Source organism: Mesorhizobium sp. L2C066B000, from assembly GCF_000502335.1.
In the GTDB taxonomy this organism is placed as follows: Bacteria; Pseudomonadota; Alphaproteobacteria; order Rhizobiales; family Rhizobiaceae; genus Mesorhizobium.
This window is the reverse complement of the sequence record NZ_AYWZ01000001.1, coordinates 727,100-746,576: the sequence shown is the minus strand read 5'-3', so window position 1 is coordinate 746,576 and position 19,477 is coordinate 727,100. Positions and strand designations below refer to the sequence as shown.

Genomic DNA, 19,477 nt, shown 5'->3' with positions numbered 1-19,477 from the left:
CTTTAGAAATCCTTTCTTAACCACATGTTTAAAGAACATATAGAGCCAGCGATGCGATGTTGGCGGTCAGGCAAATCTCAAGGTCTAATCCAGCATGAGCATCACTCACCGCACCATCCGCACGCCGCAGGCCGACTTGCGCCTCAGCCAGTCGTCTGGTTCCGGCATGCCCATCGTCATGATCCACGGCTCGGGCAGTTCGCGCGCCGTGTTTGCCCGTCAGTTCGACAGCCCGCTTGCCGATGCCCATCGGCTGATCGCCTTCGACCTTCCCGGCCATGGCGAGTCCTCCGATGCCCGCGACCCGGCAACCGCCTATACGATTACCGGCCTCGCCCAGACCACAGCCCGGCTTCTCGACGCTTTGGGCATCGGCCACGCGATCATCTTCGGCTGGTCGCTCGGCGGCCATGTGGCGGTCGAACTTGCCAGCTTCCACCATGCGGTCAGCGGCCTGGTGTTGACCGGAGCGCCGCCGGTGTCGCGGGGGCCGCTCGGCATGCTGCGCGGCTTTCACGCCAACTGGGACATGCTGCTCGCCTCTAAGAAGGTCTACTCCGAACGCGACATCGAGCGTTTTGAGGCTCTGTGCTACGGCGACGCCGCCAGTCCGTCTTTCCGCGAAGCCATCAGGCGCACCGACGGCCGGCTTCGCGCCGGCGTGGCGCGCTCCATGTTTGCCGGCAAGGGCGCCGACCAGAAACAGGTGGTGGAACACGCCCCGTTCCCGGTTGCGGTGATCAATGGAGAGCATGACCCGCTGGTGCGGCTGAGCTACTTCGAGACGCTGGCCTATGGCTCGCTGTGGGAACAATGCCATGTCATATCAGGCGCCGGCCATGCACCGTTCTGGGAACGCCCAGACCTGTTTAACCCGCTGTTGTCGCGCTACGCCGAGACGGTGGTGAAGCAAAGTGCAGCCAGGCCGGCGCGCCGCACCCAGGCCCGCTGAAATCTACCGACGGTTCTGACCCCGGCTCTCGCTCCGTCCGTCTGGCGGCGGCGCGATTTCTATTTTCCTTGCCCTGCCGGCTAACCCGTGGGACGATGGGTTGGGCAGGTGGCTAAATGAAAACAACCCCGCCCGCGACGGTCGAACAGGCCGGCCGCCGCTCACGACAGGGTGCGATCGGCGCAAAACCGTTTCCACTTTTGCTGATCGCACTCCAAGGGCAACGCCTGAGTGGAGGTCAGCCATGGGTACTCGCGCCGGAGGACGACGCACGGGACCGAAATGCATTGCCATAGTCGGTCCCTTTGCAAGCGGTAAGACGACACTTCTCGAAGCCATCCTCGCCCGTACGGGCGCCATCCCCCGCCAAAATCCCGTTTCATCGGGAAGCACCGTTTCCGATCATTCGCCCGAGGCGCGGGCGCACGCCATGAGCGTCGAGGCGACCTTTGCCACCACCGAATTCATGGGCGAGCAGATCACCTTCGTCGACTGTCCCGGATCGATCGAATTCTCCTTCGAGGCCGAGCCGGTGCTGGCAGCCTGCGATCTCGCGGTGGTCGTCGCCGAGGCCGACGAGAAGAAGATCCCAGCCTTGCAGCTCATCATGCGCAAGCTCGACGATCTCGGCGTGCCGCGCATCCTGTTCCTCAACAAGGTCGACAAGGCAATCGCCGGCGTACGCGATACGCTGAAGATGCTGCAGCCGACGAGCGCGGCGCCGCTGTTGCTGCGCCAGATTCCGCTGCGCAAGGACAATGTGGTGATCGGTTCGATCGACCTGGCGCTAGAGCGCGCCTACATCTACCGCGAATATGCCGAAAGCCAGGTTGCCGAAATTCCAACTGATGACAAGGCGCGCGAACTGGAGGCTCGCTTCTCCATGCTGGAGACGCTTGCCGACCATGACGACCAGTTGATGGAGCAGTTGCTGGAGGAGATCGAGCCGCCGAAAGACGCGGTCTTCGACGATCTGTCCGCCGACCTGCGCGCCGGCGCCATAACGCCGGTGCTTATCGGCACCGCCGAAAAAGGCAACGGCGTGCTGCGCCTTTTGAAGGCGATCCGCCATGACGCACCGGATGTCGAGGCGACGCGCAAACGGCTCGGCGTCCCCGACGGCAATCACACCGTGGTCCAGGTGATGAAGACCATCCACACCGCGCATGGCGGCAAGCTGTCCGTGTCGCGCGTACTCTCCGGCCAGATCGCCGATGCAGCCGAACTCTATTTGTCGAATGGCGAGACGGCGAAGGTCTCCGGCATCTACAAGATGCTCGGCAAGGACCAATCCAAGCTCACCGCTGCCAAGGCCGGCGACACGGTGGCGTTGGGCAAGCTGGACGAGGTCAAGACCGGCCAGACGTTGAGCTCCACGAAGGGCGGTATCAAGCCGCTGGTCACGCTGACGCCGCCGCAGCCGGTCTTTGCCTTTGCCCTGCGGCCGAAGGAGCGCAAGGACGAGGTCAAAATGTCGGCGGCCATCCAGCGCCTGGCCGAGGAAGATCCCTCGCTCACCTTGCGCCACAACCAGGACTCGGCCGAGACCGTGCTGTCCGGCCATGGCGAGATGCATCTGCGGGTCGTGCGCGAGCGGCTGGAAGGCAAGAATCAGATTCCGGTCGAAGGCCATGCGCCTGCCGTCCCCTATCGCGAGACGATCCGAAAGACGGTGCAGCAGCGCGGCCGCCACAAGAAGCAGTCCGGCGGCCATGGCCAGTTCGGCGATGTGGTGATCGAGATCAAGCCGCTGCCGCGCGGCTCCGGCTTTCAGTTCTCGGACACCATCACCGGCGGCGTCGTGCCCAAGACCTACATCCAGTCGGTCGAAACCGGCGTGCGCGATTATCTGAAATCCGGCCCGCTCGGCTTCCCTGTCGTCGATGTCGCCGTCAACCTCTCCGACGGCTCCTACCACGCCGTCGATTCCTCCGACATGGCTTTCCAGATGGCGGCCAAGCTGGCCATGAAGGAAGGCATGGCGGCCTGCTCGCCGGTGCTGCTCGAGCCGGTCATGAAGGTCGAGATCGTCACGCCGTCCGAAGCCACTTCGAAGATCATCGCGCTGATCCCGCAACGGCGCGGGCAGATCCTTGGCTACGACGCGCGGCCTGACTGGCCGGGATGGGATGTCGTGGAGGCGACCATGCCGCAGGCCGAGATCGGCGGCCTGATCATCGAACTGCGCTCGGCGACCTCCGGCGTCGCCAGCTATCGTTGCGCCTTCGATCACATGGCCGAGCTGACCGGACGGTTGGCCGACGAAGCGATGAACGCCAACGGCAAGGCTGCCTGACAGGCCAAAGGATGATCCGCGCAAAAAACGGCGCCCGGATGATCCGGACGCCGCTCTTATTGCGGACCGTCTTCTTGGGAGGAAAACGGCAGGTCCGCCGCACGTATCCGCCGCGCCATACGGCACTGACAGACGAATAGGTTCGGACGCGGTAGCCGCCTGAGCCCGGATCTTCCGAGTGATGCCCCCATCTCCCGGTCGAACCACACCGCGTCCTATGATCTGCTTAAACGATGAATCGCGCCTGCGGCATGTTACCTGAGGTTACATGTCACTGTTACGCGGCGATTTTGCTCGATTTTTCGCTGGCTACGGCAGGCCCGGAAACAAAAAAGCCGGATCAATGAAGATCCGGCTGAGTTTGATTGGAAGTGCCTGTTAAGGCTAACCTCCAGAGGGGAACACTCGAGGGCGCTAATGGGAGGAGAACGCGCCCAGGAGATGATCTATATATGTGCTGTTCATGCCCAAGAAACAAGCATCTATTTTGCAACACACGCATGCAAAAAGGTACAGGCTGTGGTCTAACCCATGTCTAGGGGCCATAGGACCACGAAAAGTTGCCAAATGAATGGCGCGACCGTGCTGTTGCCTTCGCAGAACCGCAATTCGGGCTGATTCTCGCGCTCGCGGGCAAAAAGCCGAATGACGTTGAATCGGGCAACAGGCGTTTATTTTTGCGGCAGCGGGATGGGAAGGGTCGGCCGGAAGAAGGGAGACCTGACATGCGGACACCCCAGGCGATCGCCGGCAGCGCGGTCTTCTTCATCGCCGCACCTTGTGTCGTGGCCGGGCTGGTGCCCTGGCTGCTGACGGACCGCTACCGTCTGCCGCTGTCGACGGTGCCCGGCTTCGTGCCGGCTGGCTCCATCCTGATCGTCGCGGCCATCGCCCTGCTCGTCCATTCCTTTGCCCGCTTCGCGCTCGAAGGCCTGGGCACGCCGGCGCCTGTAGCACCCACCGAGAGACTGGTGATCGGCGGCGTCTACCGCCATGTCCGCAACCCGATGTACGTCGCCGTGCTGTCGATCATCCTCGGCCAGGCGTTGCTGTTTTCAAGCTGGAGCGTCGCTGCCTATGCCGCCATCGGCGCGATCGTCATGGGCTCTTTCGTCAGGTTCTATGAGGAGCCGACTCTCGCCCGCCGCTACGGTGGCGAATACGAGACCTACCGCCGCAATGTTCCCGGCTGGCTGCCACGGCTGACGCCGTGGCGGGGGTGACCAGCACCTCCCAAGGCCATGTTTAAAATGACCAGCTGCGCGCTTTGGCGATGATGAAGTCGCGGAAGACGTGCAGCTTGGCCTGGTTCTTCATTGCATCGGGATAGGCGAAATAGGTGTCGAAGGACGGCACCTCGGTCTCCGGCAAAAGCTGCACCAGATCCGATTCATTGGAGATCACGTAGTCGGGCAGCATGGCGATGCCGGCGCCGCCCTGCACGGCGCGCTTGATCGACAAGATGTCGTTGATCTGCAGCGTCGGCACCCTTTGCCCACCGTCGAAATCGCCGATCGTTTCCAGCCAGTTCAGCTCCGACAGATGCGACGGCACCGGCACACCGAAAGTGACAATGCGATGGTTCTTCAGATCGGCGACCGAGGTCGGCTTGCCGTGCTTGCCGACATAGGACGGCGAGGCATAGAGGTGGAAATGCACGGTGAACAGGCGGCGCTGGATAAGGTCGGGCTGCTGCGGCTGGCGCAGCCGTATCGCGCAGTCGGCCTGACGCATGGTGAGGTCGAGTTCCTCATTGGCCAGGATCAGCTGCAGGCTGATTTCCGGATAGAGCTCGATGAATTCCTGCACCCGCTCGGTCAGCCAGCCGGCGCCGAGCCCGACGGTGGTCGTTACCCTCAGCACGCCGGAGGGCCGGTCCTTTGCCTCGGTCAGCTTCGACTTGATGGTCTCCAGCTTCATCAGCACGTCATGCGCCGTGCGGAACAGCATTTCGCCCTGCTCGGTCAGCACCAGGCCGCGGGCATGGCGATTGAAAAGCGGCACCCCGACGTCATGCTCGAGCGCGCTGACCTGGCGTGAAATCGCCGATTGCGACAGGTGCAAAGTCTCGGCGGCATGGGTAAACGACCCAGCCTCCGCCGCTGCGTGAAACACGCGAAGCTTGTCCCAGTCCAACGCCATTGAATTCCCCTCGTTCTGTTCTTGGCGTCTGAATGAAAAATCAGGCTTTTGAACGGCTTGCGACGCCGTCTTGATAGATATTATTCCGCCGCTTCGCGGTGCACCTCGATGCCGGCCAGGTATTTTTCCGCCTCGAGCGCGGCCATGCAGCCGAGCCCGGCGGCGGTCACCGCCTGACGGTAGATATCGTCGGTCACGTCACCGGCGGCGAACACGCCGGGAACGTCCGTGCGGGTCGAATTCGGCGCCGTCCACAGATAGCCGTTCGGCTTCTGCTTCAGCTTGCCGACAAACAATTCCACCGCCGGCGCATGGCCGATCGCCACGAACACGCCGTCCACCTGGAGATGGCTGACCTCGCCGGTCACCGCATTTCTGAGCTTCAGCCCTTCGACCGAAGGCGGCAGCGGCGTCTTGCCGGGCCGGCCGGTGATCTCGTCGACGATCGTGTCCCAGATGACTCGGACATTGTCCTTTTTCAACAGCCGCTCACGCAGGATGCGCTCGGCGCGGAAATCGTTGCGCCGGTGGATGACGGTCACGCTCTTCCCCAGATTGGAGAGATAGAGCGCCTCCTCCACCGCCGAATTGCCGCCGCCGATGACAGCGACATCCTTGCCGCGATAGAAAAAACCATCGCAGGTGGCGCAGGCCGACACGCCGAAGCCCATGAAGGTCTGTTCGGTGGGGATGCCCAGCCATTTCGCCTGCGCGCCGGTGGCAATGATCAGCGCGTCGGCCGTGTAGGTGGTGCCGGAATCGCCCGTGGCGCGGAACGGCCGCACATTGAGGTCAACCTCGGTGATGATGTCGTTGATGATATCGGTGCCGACATGCTCGGCCTGCTTCAGCATCTGCTCCATCAGCCACGGGCCCTGGATCGGATCGGCGAAGCCCGGATAGTTTTCGACATCGGTGGTGATCATCAGCTGCCCGCCCTGCTGCAAGCCTGCTACGAGCATCGGCTTGAGCATGGCGCGCGCGGCGTAGACTGCGGCGGTATAGCCGGCCGGGCCGGAACCGATGATAAGGACAGGCGCGTGCTTGGTGGTCATCTAAAGCCTCTGCGGGGCAGACAATCGGGTGTGCCTTGGAAAACGACGTGAAATGTTGCTGGCAATGTAAGGGTTGCCAACCACACCAGCAAGACGATCAGGCCGTCGTCCCCGGAAAGCTTCGGCCTACAGGCTTATTCGCGCAATGGCCGCTTTCGTTACGGTTGCGAAATCGCCCGACCAAAGGGCTGGCATCGACACAAAAGTCGTTTAAGGACGAGAGCGCGAAAGACTCTTGCGCTAAGCCGAGACCGCCATGCCCCTGAAAGCCGACCTCGACGCCATCGACTGGAAGATTCTGCGCGAGCTTCAGGCCGACGGGCGCATGACCAATGTCGAACTGTCGAGCCGTGTCGGCATTTCCGCCCCGCCCTGCCTGCGCCGTGTCCGGCGGCTGGAGGAAACCGGCATCATCAGAGGCTATCGCGCCTTGCTCAACGCGCCGGCGCTCGGCATGGATGTCGTCGCCTTCTGCCTGATCGGCCTGCATCACCAAGCCGACGCGGAGCTCAAAGCTTTCGCCGAGCGCACTCGCGGCTGGCCGATCGTGCGCGACGCCTGGATGGTCTCGGGCGAATCCGACTTCCTGCTGCATTGCGTGGCGAGCGATCTCGGCACGTTCCAGACCTTCGTCATTGAAGAACTGGCCTCGGCCCCCAATGTCGACACGGTGCGCACCGCGCTGACCATCCGCCGCGTCAAGGACGAAGGGCTGGTGGCGTTCAGCGCCTGATAAGCGAGATTAACTTCGAAAAAGCATGTGCGACGCCCGTCAAGACACACCCCAATAGATACGCGGCTACCTCTCCGACAACCGGCAAAAGAATGAAGCCGTCGCCAGGGCCGGGGCTCTCACCAGGGGACATCTCCGGCAAAGCTAAAAAGGCTAGCAAAATAGGTGAGCAAGCAAGCCAGACGAATGTGATGACATGCGGCAATCATTTGAGACGGAAAATGTTTTTTGACGCGAGAAACGCCGCGCCGATCACAATTATGTTGACGACGAATATGAGCCAGAAAGCGAATTCTGGCGCCGAAATCGTAGGGTATTCCGGGTCAGATTGCGTGAACATGAGCGGCCAAGGTTGAATATGCCATCCGGTTTCAGCTACGGAATCGGGAGTACTTTGACCCACCCTGCCAAGGGCAGGATCTGCTACCTGCGCTCCACCGTGAGAACAACAGGCAATCCCCAGGGCACATCTAGCGGTGCTTGAAGCAGTGAGACGTCGCCATCCGCGACCTGGGCTTCCCACTTGGCATAGTGTTTCAACCGGTAGTTCCCGGAGCGGACGCTGAGGCAGGCAACAGGCCCGCCATCGAGGTTTAGCGCCGTCTTGAGATCGAGGTCGGTCTGCAACAGGAAGTTTGCTAGCCGGTCCAGCGAGAAGAAAGCGTCCTTGGTCGAACCGACGATGATCCAGCCCTGACGATCTTCCGCGATAAAGGTGCGGTTGGCCAACCAGTTGCTCTTTGCGCGTACATTGTTGCGGCCGTCCTCACCGACAAGCAATGGATAGGAAACCATAGCGTTTTCGGCATTCTCCGTGACTGCGCGCCAGTCACGTGAATTGAGATCGACCACATGCGTGCCGGAGGCATTCACGAACTAGGCGCCGGCCTTGGCATCGTATTCATCCGGCCCGAGCCTCGTACCCATGCTGACAAAGGGCGTGTCGGCTTCGCCCTTCAGTCCGAAATAACTGCCATTGACGATCAGAACGGTGCCGCCTGTGCCTTGTGGATTGAGTGCCGCTTCCCACTGGTCGATGTCCTTGGCACCACTGGGCTCGTTACGGGCAACGAAACGGAATTTGGCTGGATCGAAACGGTTGAGATAGAGCCGGTCAATTTCACGGTCGCCCGCCATGACGGGGATTTCTCTGACCTGGAATCCAGGCTCGGTTTCATTCCATGAGCTGGCTCCAGCGGTCACATCAGGAATTTCCGATTTCAACGCAAGCTGCATGGCAGGCGAGAGACGCGCATCGTCGGGTGCAACGGCGATCCAGTAGCTTCCGCCGCGGCGAAGAAGTGCATTGAGCCCATACACGCCGTGTTTTTGCCAGACATACCCCACGGCTGAAAGCACAGCCAATATCAACAAGACAACGGCAACAGAGATTGCTTTCTTCAATGAATTCCCCTCGTTCTTCGATGGAATGACATCTGCAAATTTCTTGCTTGAATGATGTCTGATCTCTGCAGTTTTTCCGCAAAAGAGCGTGGTGCTTTCCTGGGGAATAGCGTCAAAGCAAAGAAATGGATCGGCTCGCCGTTTCGCAGAAACGGTGAAACGCTCAAGCTAACCCATTGAGATTGCGTCGCAACAGATCCGGAAAGCTAAATCAGTCTCGATCCGAGCGACTCGACAGCCCTCAAAAGCCGCTCCAGATCATCGGGGTTGCGCAGCGGCAGAACCTCGAAGCCCGGCTCATTACTTCCCTCGCCATCCACCAGCCAGCCGCGCGGCAGGCCGGCGCGTTGTCCGGCTTCCATATCCGCTGGCTTGTCGCCGACGATCAGCGAGCGTTTGAGATCGAGGCCAACACGCTTCTGCGCCTCGAACAGCATGCCCGGATTTGGCTTGCGCATCGGATGGTCGGCAACCGCCAGCGGTCCATTGCCCGCCTCATGATAGGCGCAGGCCAGAACCATGTCGACGAAGGCATTGCCGTCGGCAAGCAGTTCGAGAACCCGGCCGTTGACGGCGGCAAATTCCTTCCAGCCGAAATAGCCACGCGCAATGCCGGATTGATTGGTGACGATCACCACCGGGATGTGGCGCCGGTTGGCCGCCGCGATGACCGGCACGATGCCGTCGCGCAGCGCCATCTTGGCTGGATCGTCGGGATAGCCCGTATCGACATTGATGGTGCCGTCGCGGTCGAGGAACAGCGCCGGTGCGTTGGCTGGAAACACCCGCGAACCGACTCGCTCGACCCACAGGCCGGGCGCAGCCAGCGGGTATGGGCCGGAGGCGCCGCTGTCAGCCATCGCTGAGGCGCGCTTCGACCACTTCGCACAGATAGTGGTAGAGGCAGAGATGTCCCTGCTGGACGATCGGCGTCGAGGTCGAGGGCACGTTGAGCAGGATGTCGGTGAGCGGCTTCAGTTTGCCGCCGCCGTCGCCGGTGAGGCTGACCACCGTCATGCCCATCATGCGCGCCTGTTCGGCGGCAGCCAGAATGCTCGGCGAATTGCCGCTGGTCGAGATCGCCAGAAGCACGCCGCCGGCCGCGCCATGCGCTTCGACCTGGCGCGAAAACACGGTGTCGAAGCCATAGTCATTGCCCCAGGCGGTCAGCATGCCCGCGTTGGCCGGCAGCGCAATCACATTGTAGGCCTTGCGCTCCTTAAGGAAGCGGCCGACCAGTTCGGTGGCAATGTGGATGGCGTCGCTGGCCGAGCCGCCATTGCCGCAGACCAGCAGCGCCTTGCCCGAGGAAAGCGCCGCGACGACCGCACTCACAGCACGTTCCATCTCGGCGGTCAGGTCACGCTCGACTGTCGCGGTGATCGCGGCCGCCGAGCGGACCAGATAGTCATTCAGTCCGGACATGAAATCCCTCAGTTGGTACCGCCGCCGGCGCGCAATTTGCCGATCGTGCCGGTGGTGCTCTTGCCGGCGACAAGGTCGACCAGGACGACGCGCCCGCCCGCCTTCTGCACCACATCGGCGCCGACAACGGTTTCGACCGTGTAGTCGGCGCCCTTGACCAGAATGTCGGGCAGAAGCGCCTCGATCAGCGCCAGCGGCGTATCCTCTTCGAACACCACGACCGCATCGACCGAGGCCAGGGCGGCGAGCACGCAGGCACGATCATGCTGATCGTTGACCGGGCGCCCGGCGCCTTTCAGCCGACGCACCGAGGCATCGCTGTTGAGGCCGAGCACCAGCCGGTCGCACTGGCTGCGCGCCGCGTGGAGAAGACTGACATGGCCGGCATGCAATATATCGAAGCAGCCATTGGTGAAGCCGACGCTCAGGCCCTCGTCCTTCCACGCCGCCACCATGCGCGCGGCCGATGCGGCGTCGAGGATGGCGTCCTTGTGAGCGGTGGGGCCGTGCGAGCGGAACAGCGCGCCGGTGAGTTCCTCCACGGTCAGCCGCGCGGTGCCGCGTTTGCCCACCACCACACCGCCGGCGGCATTGGCGATGGAGGCGGCCATGACGCGATCGGCGCCCGCGGCCAGAGCCAGCGCGAAGCTCGCGATGACCGTATCGCCGGCGCCCGAAACGTCGAACACTTCGCGCGCCTGGGTGGCGATGTGGCGCGCCTCATCCGCGCCGACGACGCTCATGCCCTTTTCGCTGCGGGTGGCGACGACGAAGTCGAAGCCATGTGCCGAAATCAGCTGGCGTGCCGCCGCGACGATCTCGTCGTCGGCGAAAACCGGGCGACCGACAGCTTCGCCAAGCTCCTTGCGGTTAGGCGTGATGGCGGTCGCGCCGGCATAGCGCGCATAGTCGCGGCCCTTGGGATCGACCAGCACCGGTTTTCCCGCCTCGCGGCAGATGGCGATCAGGTCGGCGGCGACGCCGTCGAGCAAGATGCCCTTGCCATAGTCGGACAGAATGACGATGTCGGCGCGCGCCAGTGCGTCGCGGAAATGCCGGACCAGGTCCGCCCGTTCCTTGTCGTCGAGCGGCTTGATCTCTTCCTCATCGAAGCGCAGCACCTGCTGATTGAGCGCGCTGAAGCGGCTCTTCGACGACGTCATGCGACCGCGCTCCTGCGCCAGGCCCACCGTGTCGGCGCCGAACTCGCCAAGCATCCGCACCAGATTGTCGCCGGCCACATCGGTGCCGATCACCGATATGGGAATAGCGCTGGCACCCAGCGAGACGATGTTGGCGACAACGTTGCCTGCGCCGCCCATCGTCGAGGTCTCGCCGCGCCCGTGCAGCACCGGGATCGGCGCTTCCGGCGAGATGCGCTCGATGACGCCGTTGACGAAACGGTCGAGGATGAAGTCGCCGACCACCAGCACGGCAACGTCGCCAAAGCGGGCAATGGCGCGGTGCAAAGGTTCGGGCGAAGGCGGATTGTGCTTGATCATGTCACTGGCAATGCGAGGGAAAGGCCGATCTCAATCACCCTGAAAATTGTCAATTTACGGGCCGGATCGTTCATGGCGAAGCCGATATACCGCAAATCCGCGCAGCGCAACGTCAGGGCGGCCCTCAGCTCTTCTGCAGCGCGACGTGGACGCCCAGTCCGACCAGCACCGCCCCGCCCGCCCGCTGCATGATGCGCTGCGCACGGCTGGAGCGCTTCAGCCGGGCGATCACCATGCCTGCCAGCAACACGCAGACAATATCTGCCGAAGAGAACATTAAATTGACGATGGTGCCCAGCACGACGAATTGCAGCCACACCGGGAACCCCGCCGAGGCATCGATGAACTGTGGCAGGAACGCCATGAAGAAGATCGCCGTCTTCGGATTGAGCACTTCGACGGTGATGCTCTCGAAAAATGCGCGGCGCGCCGATTTGCGCTCGATCGCCGGCAGCGCCCTGTCACCGTCCCCGCGCTTGCGGAACAAGGACACGCCAAGCCAGACCAGATAGAGCGCGCCGATGAGCTTGACCGCCATATAGAGCGGTGGCACCGCATGGAAGAGCACCGACAGCCCGGCGGCAGCCGCAAAGACATGGAAATAACCGCCAAGATGGATGCCAAGTGCCGCCGTCAGCCCCGACCAGCGCCCGCGCGCCATGGTCTGCGCGGCAGCATAGAGCATGGCCGGTCCTGGAATATAGGCAAAGATCGCCGTGGTGGCGAAAAACGCAATGAGCAGTTCGGTCGACGGCATTTTTTGTCCCCTAGCTTGCGGGCCTCGAATAAAGCGGGCGCTTCGCGGTCTCACTATGGCGTCGTGGTGCTTCATCGACAGTACGCTTGGCCTCCCTTATAAGGACCGGAATCGCAAGCAACCAGAGGCATTCATGATCATCGTCACGGGCGGGGCCGGCATGATCGGCTCCAACATCGTCGCCGCACTCAATGCCGAAGGCCATGATGACATCCTCGTCGTCGACGACCTCACCGACGGCCACAAGATCGCCAACCTGGCCGATTTGCAGATAGCCGACTATCTCGACAAGGACGAATTCTTGGCCACCTTGGAAGCCGGCGACCTAGGCCGCGTCGAGGCCGTCTTCCACCAGGGCGCCTGCTCGACCACCACGGAATGGAACGGCAAGTTCATGATGGACGTGAACTACGCCTTCTCAAAGCGCTTGCTGCATGGCTGTCTTTCGCTGCGCATACCGTTCCTCTATGCCTCCTCGGCTTCCGTCTACGGCGGCGGTTCGGAGTTTCGCGAGGACCCCGCACTTGAGCGGCCGCTCAACGTCTACGCCTATTCGAAGAAACTATTCGACGACTATGTCAGGCGCACTGTGTTCGACACCGATCATTCGCAGGTCGCCGGCCTGCGCTACTTCAACGTCTATGGCCCGCGCGAGGCGCACAAGGGCGCCATGGCCTCGGTCGCCTTCCATCTGTTCAACCAGGTCGGGCGCGGCGAAAACCCAAAGCTGTTCGGCGCCCATGACGGCTTCGGCCCCGGCGAACAAAGCCGCGACTTCATTCATGTCGGCGATGTCGCCGACGTCAATCTGTGGCTGTGGAAGCGCGGCTCGAGCGGCATCTTCAATTGCGGCACCGGCCGCGCCCAGCCGTTCCGCGCCATTGCCGAGACCGTGATCGATACGCTGGGCAAGGGCGAGATCGAGTTCATCGAATTCCCCGATCACCTCAAGGGCAGCTACCAGAGTTTTACCCAGGCTGATATGTCCCGCTTGCGCGCAGCCGGCTATAATGGGCAATTCCGCAGCGTGGAAACCGGCGTCAGAGACTATGTCGAATGGCTGAAAGCCCAACGATCCTCGTGATCGGCCCACGCTGGGTGGGCGATATGGTCATGGCGCAGTGCCTGTTTTCGGCGTTGAAGGAGCTCCATCCCAACGCCGCCATCGACGTGCTTGCCCCGGCCTGGGCGGCCCCGCTGGTCAAGCGCATGCCCGAGATTCGCCAGCAGATCGATTTCCCGCTGCAACCCGGTGCGCTCGAATTCATCATTCGCCGCCGCTTCGGCCGCCTGCTGCGCGGCCGCTACGACATGGCCTACGTCCTGCCGGGCAGCTGGAAATCGGCGCTGATCCCGTTCTTTGCCCGCATCCCCCGCCGCTTCGGCAATCTCCGGGAAATGCGCTACGGCCTGCTGACCGACATCGTGCCGCTGCCCGATGCCCTCAAACGGCGCACTGCGCAGGCCTATTTTGGCCTCGCCCAAGGCGGACATTTCCGGCCGCCGCGGCTCACCGTCGACGCCGGCAATCAGAAAGAGCTGCTCGCTCGCTTCGCACTTCAGCCGGGAAAATTCGTCGCCATGATGCCCGGCGCCGAATTCGGTCCGGCCAAACGCTGGCCTAGCGAAAGCTATGCCGGCCTCGCCAGAGAGATGATGGCGAAAGGATTCAAGGTCGCGTTGTTCGGCTCGAAGAACGATCGCGACGTCACCGCCGAGATCGCAGCACTCGCGCCCGGTGTCGTCGATCTGGCAGGAAAGACGCGGCTGGAGGACGCCATCGACCTGATCGCCGCGGCCAGGCTGGCGGTGTCCAACGACAGCGGGCTGATGCATGTCGCGGCCGCCGTCGGCACGCCGGTCGTTGCCGTCTACGGTTCGACCTCGCCGGAAAACACGCCGCCGTTGGCTGAACAGCGCGAACTGATCTGGTTGCATCTGTCCTGTTCGCCCTGCCACCGGAAGGTCTGTCCGCTCGGCCACCTCAACTGCCTGAAGACGCTGGACGTTGCCCGAGTGGCAGCGGCGGCGGACAGGTTGCTGGAACTCCCGGCCGCCGCATGAAGGTGTTGATCGTCAAGACCTCCTCGATGGGCGACGTCATCCACACCTTCCCCGCCGTCGAAGATGCACGCCGCAAGCGCCCCGATATCGCCTTCGACTGGTGCGTCGAAGAGGCCTTTGCCGGCATCGTCGCGCTGCATCCGGCGATAGCAAAGATCCATACCGTCGCCATCCGGCGCTGGCGCAAGCATCTGTTCAACGCCGGCACATGGCGGGAGGCGACAAGCTTGCGCCGCGCTCTGCAAGCAGGCGAGTACGACCTCGTCATCGATGCGCAGGGGCTGCTGAAATCGGCCCTGGTGGCGAAACAGGCAGCGGCACCAATCGCAGGTTTCGACCGCGCAAGCGCGCGGGAGCCCTCGGCAACGTTGTTTTACCAGCGCAAATACGCCGTGCCGCGCAACCTGCACGCCATCGAACGCACGCGCCGGCTGTTCGGGCTGGCGCTCGGCTACGAGCCCGATCTTTCGGAGCTCGCATCCGGGATTGTGCCGCCTCCCGGCGGCCTGGCCGGCATTGACGGCAAGACGGCCTTCCTGCTGCACGGCACCAGCCGCGAGGACAAGAAATGGCCCGCCGAAGACTGGATCGAAACGGCTCGCCTGCTGGTTGGTAGCGGAATGACGCCGGTCACCACCTGGTCGAACGAGCGTGAGAAGGCGGTGGCCAAGGCGATCTCGAAAGCCGTGCCGTCAACGATCGTGGTGCCGAGATCGCCGCTGGCAGACATTGCCGCGATCCTTGGCCGCTCGACGCTGGTTATCGGCGCCGACACCGGTCTGACCCACCTCGCCAGCGCCTTCGGCCTGCCGACGGTCGCGGTGTTCCTGGCGACCGAGCCGGGTTTGACCGGCCCGCGCGGGCAATATGCCTCAACGTTGCTGGCCGCAGCGGGGGAGCGCCTCATGCCGGCACAGGTGGTGCCGGAAGCAGAAAAGCTATTAGCCCTTAAGCTCCAAGCTTCGGCATAGGACCTTCCAGCAATTCTGAGGGTGCTAGATGAACTGCACCTGGACGATCTCGTAACCCCTGGCGCCGCCAGGGGCGTTGACCTCGATGGCGTCGCCGACTTCCTTGCCGATCAGCGCGCGCGCGATCGGCGAGGAGATCGAAATACGGCCCGATTTCACATCCGCTTCCTGGTCGCCGACAATCTGGTAGGTCTTCTTTTCCTCGGTGTCCTCGTCGACCAGCACCACCGTGGCGCCGAACTTGACCTTGTCGCCGCTAAGCTTGGTGACGTCGATCACCTCGGCCCGAGCAATATAGTCTTCCAGTTCGTTGACACGGCCCTCATTGAGGCTCTGCGCCTCTTTGGCGGCATGATATTCGGCATTTTCGGACAGGTCGCCATGCGAGCGCGCTTCGGAGATCGCCTCGATGATGCGCGGCCGCTCCTCCTGCTGGCGCCAACGCAGCTCTTCCTTCAATGACGCGAACCCCTCGCCTGTCATCGGGACCTTGTTCATGATGCCTGACCTTTCCTGCCGCCACCCCCGCATTTCGGGGAAAGCCTTGTCGATGGGTATAAAAAGAAAACGGGTCCGGCAGCCTCGGGCTAACGGAACCGTTTCACCGCAATTTTCCCCAATATAGCGATCCTCGCGCGTTTTTCACGCTGAAAAAGCAGGCTTTTTGAAAAATCATGAGCCGACTTGCGCAATTGCCGTCACGGCATGTGCAGCGTGTTGCAGTTGCGACAACAAAACCGGCTGCGATTGCTCGCAGCCGGCCCAGAGAAGCCGTTGGGGTGGGGTCAGCTTCTCATGAAATGGTAGATCTGTTCGGCCAGCATGCCGTATTCGCGCGAATCTTTGCCCGTCCGCTTCTCGATCTCGGCCAGCTGCGCCTGGGCGCCGGCCAGATCGCCGATCTGCAGATGGGCCTCGCCGAGATATTCGCGCACCAGCGTGTAATCCGGGTTGATGCGGAGCGCTTCCTCGTAATAGCCGAGGCCGACGGTGACACGGCCGGAATGGCGATGCGAATAGCCGAGATAGTTGAGGATGCGTGGATCCTGCTTGTTGGCGGCAAGGCTGAGCACGGCGATCGCCTCATCATAACGCCCGGCCATGGCCAGGTCGTGACCAGCATCGTAGATGTTGTCGTCGTCCAGCATGCCGTACTTCGGCGCGACGCATTTCTGCTTTTTCTTGTCCCAGACCTGCCCCTTCTTGCACTGGGTGGTGGTCTCGGTACCACCGCCACCGCCGCCGGCCGCAAACACCGGAACCGCAAAGAACTGCAGCGCCACAAGCGCCGCAGCCGCCTGGATCAACACTCTTTTATGCATCGAAGCCTCCTTGAGGGATAATGACGATCTTGAGGGAAAATGACGATAATGAAAAGCTAACGCCGGGATGCAGACTTTTCATCCCGGAAACCCGCAGCCGCCGAAACTATTTGTGCGGCCGTGCCTAACCTGAATTCGGTCAAAGGCGGGAGCCAGGGATCAGAACATGACGTGACGCGCGCTGCAAATCCGCTATCATTCGGGAAGTGATCAGCGGGGGTGCCCGAGAGTGCAACAGCGCCGTGAGCGGGAATGGGAGCTATCGATCGGCCCGGACACCGTGCGCCTGTTCATTCTCAAGGCAAAGGGACTGAGTGCTGCCGTCAACGAAGACTATGCCGACGGTGCCGAGCATGAGGTCGAGCTCGATGGTGAATCACATGCCAATCACCACCATGACGGTCTGGCGGAGGAAAGCGCGGAAGACCTCACCGAGGAAGAGCTGCGCGAGCTGATCAACGACCTCAACGTCGATGAAGCGGCCGAGTTGATCGCGCTGGCCTGGGTCGGCCGCGGCGACTATGACGCAGCGGAATGGTCCGATGCGGTTGCCGCCGCGCGCGACCGCGCCAACAAGCGCACGGCGAAATACCTGCTCGGCATGCCGCTTTTGGCCGACTGGCTGGAAGAAGGGCTGGAAGCGATTGGCGCGTAACGACGTCGTTACCGTTCGTGATGGGCCGCAGGCAACCTCCGGGCGTTCGCGCCGTTGAGGACGATGGGGTCTTTTGTACTTTCCCGAACATGCAGGGTTGCACTGGTCATGGTCGTCACGGCTCTGCTGCTGACGCAAGCCGACGCCAAACAGCGCAAGAAGCATTACACGCCGCTGTCACAGCGGTTGGAGCAGTTGTTTTCACCGCGGGTCGACTCGCATCCTAAGCCGCGCAGCAAACACCGCCAGAAGCCCAGGCCACAGCGGCACATCACGCCAAAGCAGGTGGAACAAAAGACCCCGGATAAAGAGCCCTCGCCCGATGTTCCGGTGCAGCCCTCGCGCGTTGTCCCGCTGCCCGAGGCGCGTCCTTCAGAGGCGCCGAAGACCGGCGCGGCACCGATCGAAAAGCAAAAGGCCGAAGGTCCGAACCCCCTTGGCGCGCCCAACCGGTCCAATGACGATCGATTCAACGAAGAAAAGTCCCGTTTTAAAAAGCAGGCGCGGCCCGGACCGTCAGCCCCGAAGCCGTCGACCGATAAGCAAAGCGAGCCCGAGCCGCCGGCCGCGGTGCCGATTCCGACACAAAAGCCAGACACTTCGGAACCTGAAGCTCAGCCGCTGGCCGTTGCTCCGCAACCACCTGAAAAACCCGATGCCGGCGACAAGAAGATGCTGCCCGATGCGCGCTCGGCCGATGTGCCCGATGCAAAAATGCCGGCGGCGGAAGTCGCCTGTCGCGAGCGGCTGACGGCCCTTGGTGTCGAATTCGAGGAGCATAAGGCGGAAAGCAATCCCGACATCGGCTGCTCGATCCCCTATCCCCTGGTGCTGAAGTCGCTCGGAAAATCCATCGCCATCGGCCCCGCGACCGAACTCAACTGCCCGATGGCCGAGGCGGCAGCCCGCTTTGCCGCCGAAATCATACAGCCGGCGGCGAAAGCCGAGTTCGGAGCCGACCTGAAATCGATCAACCAGGCATCGGCCTTTGTTTGCCGGCCGCGCAACGGCACGCGCCATCTGTCGGAACATGCCTTCGGCAACGCGCTCGATATTGCCAGCTTCACGTTGTCGGATGGCAGAAAGATCGAAGTCGGTCCAACGCCGCCCGAGAAGGACGGCAAATTCCTCAATGCGGTGCGCAAGGCCGCCTGCGGACCGTTCAAGACCGTGCTTGGGCCGGGCGCGGACCCGGACCATTCCCTGCATTTCCATCTCGATCTTGAACCGCGCCGGAATGGTGGCACTTTCTGCCAGTAATGGCCCTCCAGTGATCGTCATGCCGGTGATGGTCTGGCTGCCGCATTTCGGCCGCAGGCATGAACGGGAACGCTGAGTTTTCCTTTACCCTTGATCGTTAAAATCCCACCGATCAAGGACAGGATTCCGCCCATGGCCGCAATATTTCGCGCCGCGAAGGCAAAAAGCGCAGCGATACTGGCCGCCGGTCTTGCGCTGGCCGCCGTTTCGGCTTGCAACACTGGCAGCGTGCTGTCGCTGCAGCCGGCCGTCGATGTCGGCTCGCAGACCGCGGCCGTGCCGCAATATGAAGGCATGCAGAAGCTCGTCCCGTCCAATCCCTATATGACTGCCGCCTATCCGCGCATGGACGAGCCGATGTCGGAGTCGGAGCCGCAGCAGATGCCGGCCAGCGAAACCGATTGCCGTGGCGAGCTGAAGCGCCTTCGCGTCGTCTACACCGATGTCCAGCCGATCCATGAGGGACAGTGCGGCATAGACTGGCCGGTCAAGGTCTCCGCCATCGGCGGCATCCAGATGAAGCCCGCCGCAACATTGACCTGCGACATGGCCGCAAGTTTCGCCGCCTGGACCAGCAACGAACTGGTTCCCTCCGCCCGCTGGCGCTATTTCTCGGGCGTCAAGACCATCCACCAGGGCTCGAGCTATTCCTGCCGCAACATCGCCGGCGAAGGTGTCCTGTCCGAGCACGGCAAGGGCAACGCCCTCGACGTCATGAGCATCGAGCTCAACAACGGCGACGACATCGACGTGCGCAAGCCCGGCCTGTTTGCCTTCCGCACCCGCGGCTTCCTCAACAATGTGCGCGCCGACGGCTGCCAGTATTTCACCACCGTGCTCGGTCCCGGCTACAATTACGATCACCGCAACCATTTCCATTTCGACATCAAGAACCGCAAAAGCGGCTACCGCGCCTGCCGCTAAGGCGTTCACCGTTCA

20 protein-coding genes are annotated in these 19,477 nt (G+C 62.4%); 10 read left to right on the top strand and 10 right to left on the bottom strand.

All coding sequences use genetic code 11. From position 1 onward, the window contains the following. Positions 1-94 precede the first annotated feature (94 nt). The 3 genes from X733_RS162300 (at position 95) to X733_RS162310 (ending at position 4,471) form a co-directional block, all read left to right on the top strand. Positions 95-952 carry an alpha/beta fold hydrolase gene (locus tag X733_RS162300; protein ID WP_023817641.1) on the top strand — a complete coding sequence of 286 codons (858 nt, stop codon included), beginning with the start codon at positions 95-97 and terminating at the stop codon, positions 950-952. Positions 953-1,196: 244 nt separating this feature from the next. Next, positions 1,197-3,248 carry an elongation factor G gene (locus tag X733_RS162305; RefSeq protein WP_023805975.1) on the top strand — a complete coding sequence of 684 codons (2,052 nt, stop codon included), beginning with the start codon at positions 1,197-1,199 and terminating at the stop codon, positions 3,246-3,248. Between the two features lie 725 nt (positions 3,249-3,973). Beyond that, the gene (locus X733_RS162310) at positions 3,974-4,471 is read left to right on the top strand and encodes an isoprenylcysteine carboxylmethyltransferase family protein (protein ID WP_023689721.1); all 498 of its coding nucleotides are present in this window, start codon (positions 3,974-3,976) and stop codon (positions 4,469-4,471) included. Between the two features lie 22 nt (positions 4,472-4,493). Here the strand turns inward: X733_RS162310 and X733_RS162315 are convergent, their stop codons facing one another. Both X733_RS162315 and trxB read right to left on the bottom strand, forming a co-directional pair. Beyond that, entirely contained in the window at positions 4,494-5,390 is an 897-nt protein-coding gene (locus tag X733_RS162315; RefSeq protein WP_023817638.1) for a LysR family transcriptional regulator, read from the bottom strand. 80 nt (positions 5,391-5,470) lie between these two features. Next, positions 5,471-6,445 carry a thioredoxin-disulfide reductase gene (trxB, locus tag X733_RS162320; RefSeq protein WP_023817635.1) on the bottom strand — a complete coding sequence of 325 codons (975 nt, stop codon included), beginning with the start codon at positions 6,443-6,445 and terminating at the stop codon, positions 5,471-5,473. 256 nt (positions 6,446-6,701) lie between these two features. Here trxB and X733_RS162325 point away from each other — a divergent pair, with 256 nt between their 5' ends. Further along, positions 6,702-7,178 (top strand): Lrp/AsnC family transcriptional regulator, encoded by a 477-nt coding sequence (locus tag X733_RS162325; protein WP_023689719.1) that lies wholly within the window; start codon positions 6,702-6,704, stop codon positions 7,176-7,178. Positions 7,179-7,601: 423 nt separating this feature from the next. Here the strand turns inward: X733_RS162325 and X733_RS1000000170595 are convergent, their stop codons facing one another. The 6 genes from X733_RS1000000170595 to X733_RS162345 form a co-directional block, all read right to left on the bottom strand. Continuing rightward, positions 7,602-8,051 carry a phosphodiester glycosidase family protein gene (locus X733_RS1000000170595; protein ID WP_245274374.1) on the bottom strand — a complete coding sequence of 150 codons (450 nt, stop codon included), beginning with the start codon at positions 8,049-8,051 and terminating at the stop codon, positions 7,602-7,604. A gap of 3 nt (positions 8,052-8,054) precedes the next feature. Then, entirely contained in the window at positions 8,055-8,582 is a 528-nt protein-coding gene (locus X733_RS1000000170590) for a hypothetical protein (protein WP_245274373.1), read from the bottom strand. A 206-nt stretch (positions 8,583-8,788) separates the two neighbouring features. After that, positions 8,789-9,442 carry an HAD family hydrolase gene (locus X733_RS162330; protein ID WP_023817630.1) on the bottom strand — a complete coding sequence of 218 codons (654 nt, stop codon included), beginning with the start codon at positions 9,440-9,442 and terminating at the stop codon, positions 8,789-8,791. Beyond that, entirely contained in the window at positions 9,435-10,007 is a 573-nt protein-coding gene (locus tag X733_RS162335) for an SIS domain-containing protein (protein WP_023817628.1), read from the bottom strand. Before X733_RS162335 ends, X733_RS162330 begins: the two co-directional genes overlap by 8 nt. Positions 10,008-10,015: 8 nt before the next feature. Beyond that, a complete protein-coding gene (gene rfaE1 / locus X733_RS162340; protein WP_023817626.1) occupies positions 10,016-11,509 on the bottom strand; it encodes a D-glycero-beta-D-manno-heptose-7-phosphate kinase in 1,494 nt (497 codons plus the stop codon). Positions 11,510-11,633: 124 nt separating this feature from the next. Further along, positions 11,634-12,266 (bottom strand): LysE family translocator, encoded by a 633-nt coding sequence (locus X733_RS162345; protein ID WP_023817624.1) that lies wholly within the window; start codon positions 12,264-12,266, stop codon positions 11,634-11,636. A 133-nt stretch (positions 12,267-12,399) separates the two neighbouring features. Here X733_RS162345 and rfaD point away from each other — a divergent pair, with 133 nt between their 5' ends. From rfaD to waaC, 3 genes are read left to right on the top strand one after another with little or no spacing between them, the layout of a single operon-like run. Further along, positions 12,400-13,350, top strand: a complete 951-nt coding sequence (rfaD, locus tag X733_RS162350; RefSeq protein WP_023691545.1) for an ADP-glyceromanno-heptose 6-epimerase — start codon at positions 12,400-12,402, stop codon at positions 13,348-13,350. Next, positions 13,323-14,330 carry a lipopolysaccharide heptosyltransferase II gene (waaF, locus tag X733_RS162355; protein ID WP_023817622.1) on the top strand — a complete coding sequence of 336 codons (1,008 nt, stop codon included), beginning with the start codon at positions 13,323-13,325 and terminating at the stop codon, positions 14,328-14,330. Before rfaD ends, waaF begins: the two co-directional genes overlap by 28 nt. Continuing rightward, complete coding sequence (gene waaC / locus X733_RS162360; protein WP_023817619.1) at positions 14,327-15,301, top strand: lipopolysaccharide heptosyltransferase I; 975 nt, start codon at positions 14,327-14,329, stop codon at positions 15,299-15,301. Before waaF ends, waaC begins: the two co-directional genes overlap by 4 nt. A 24-nt stretch (positions 15,302-15,325) precedes the next feature. On the opposite strand, the gene greA is transcribed toward waaC, so the two are convergent. After that, complete coding sequence (gene greA / locus X733_RS162365) at positions 15,326-15,799, bottom strand: transcription elongation factor GreA (protein ID WP_023671981.1); 474 nt, start codon at positions 15,797-15,799, stop codon at positions 15,326-15,328. Between the two features lie 287 nt (positions 15,800-16,086). Beyond that, positions 16,087-16,623: a tetratricopeptide repeat protein gene (locus tag X733_RS162370; protein WP_023683752.1), complete on the bottom strand. Its 537-nt coding sequence runs from the start codon at positions 16,621-16,623 to the stop codon at positions 16,087-16,089. 229 nt (positions 16,624-16,852) lie between these two features. Here X733_RS162370 and X733_RS162375 point away from each other — a divergent pair, with 229 nt between their 5' ends. From X733_RS162375 to X733_RS162385, 3 genes are all read left to right on the top strand, one after another. Beyond that, positions 16,853-17,278, top strand: coding sequence for a DUF3775 domain-containing protein (locus X733_RS162375; RefSeq protein ID WP_023683751.1), 426 nt, complete (start codon positions 16,853-16,855; stop codon positions 17,276-17,278). A 186-nt stretch (positions 17,279-17,464) separates the two neighbouring features. After that, entirely contained in the window at positions 17,465-18,538 is a 1,074-nt protein-coding gene (locus X733_RS162380) for an extensin family protein (RefSeq protein ID WP_023817616.1), read from the top strand. A gap of 132 nt (positions 18,539-18,670) precedes the next feature. Beyond that, positions 18,671-19,462, top strand: a complete 792-nt coding sequence (locus X733_RS162385) for an extensin family protein (protein WP_023733327.1) — start codon at positions 18,671-18,673, stop codon at positions 19,460-19,462. Positions 19,463-19,477: the final 15 nt, after the last annotated feature.

Excerpts from the sequence above, each read along its gene's own strand:
- X733_RS162315 (WP_023817638.1), bottom strand. The coding sequence starts at position 5,390 with ATGGCGTTGGACTGGGACAAGCTTCGCGTGTTTCACGCAGCGGCGGAG.
- X733_RS162305 (WP_023805975.1), top strand. The coding sequence starts at position 1,197 with ATGGGTACTCGCGCCGGAGGACGACGCACGGGACCGAAATGCATTGCC.
- X733_RS162330 (WP_023817630.1), bottom strand. The coding sequence starts at position 9,442 with ATGGCTGACAGCGGCGCCTCCGGCCCATACCCGCTGGCTGCGCCCGGC.
- X733_RS162325 (WP_023689719.1), top strand. The coding sequence starts at position 6,702 with ATGCCCCTGAAAGCCGACCTCGACGCCATCGACTGGAAGATTCTGCGC.
- greA (WP_023671981.1), bottom strand. The coding sequence starts at position 15,799 with ATGAACAAGGTCCCGATGACAGGCGAGGGGTTCGCGTCATTGAAGGAA.
- waaF (WP_023817622.1), top strand. The coding sequence starts at position 13,323 with ATGGCTGAAAGCCCAACGATCCTCGTGATCGGCCCACGCTGGGTGGGC.
- X733_RS162345 (WP_023817624.1), bottom strand. The coding sequence starts at position 12,266 with ATGCCGTCGACCGAACTGCTCATTGCGTTTTTCGCCACCACGGCGATC.
- waaC (WP_023817619.1), top strand. The coding sequence starts at position 14,327 with ATGAAGGTGTTGATCGTCAAGACCTCCTCGATGGGCGACGTCATCCAC.
- X733_RS162335 (WP_023817628.1), bottom strand. The coding sequence starts at position 10,007 with ATGTCCGGACTGAATGACTATCTGGTCCGCTCGGCGGCCGCGATCACC.
- X733_RS162310 (WP_023689721.1), top strand. The coding sequence starts at position 3,974 with ATGCGGACACCCCAGGCGATCGCCGGCAGCGCGGTCTTCTTCATCGCC.
- X733_RS162385 (WP_023733327.1), top strand. The coding sequence starts at position 18,671 with ATGGCCGCAATATTTCGCGCCGCGAAGGCAAAAAGCGCAGCGATACTG.
- rfaD (WP_023691545.1), top strand. The coding sequence starts at position 12,400 with ATGATCATCGTCACGGGCGGGGCCGGCATGATCGGCTCCAACATCGTC.
- rfaE1 (WP_023817626.1), bottom strand. The coding sequence starts at position 11,509 with ATGATCAAGCACAATCCGCCTTCGCCCGAACCTTTGCACCGCGCCATT.
- X733_RS162300 (WP_023817641.1), top strand. The coding sequence starts at position 95 with ATGAGCATCACTCACCGCACCATCCGCACGCCGCAGGCCGACTTGCGC.
- trxB (WP_023817635.1), bottom strand. The coding sequence starts at position 6,445 with ATGACCACCAAGCACGCGCCTGTCCTTATCATCGGTTCCGGCCCGGCC.
- X733_RS162370 (WP_023683752.1), bottom strand. The coding sequence starts at position 16,623 with ATGCATAAAAGAGTGTTGATCCAGGCGGCTGCGGCGCTTGTGGCGCTG.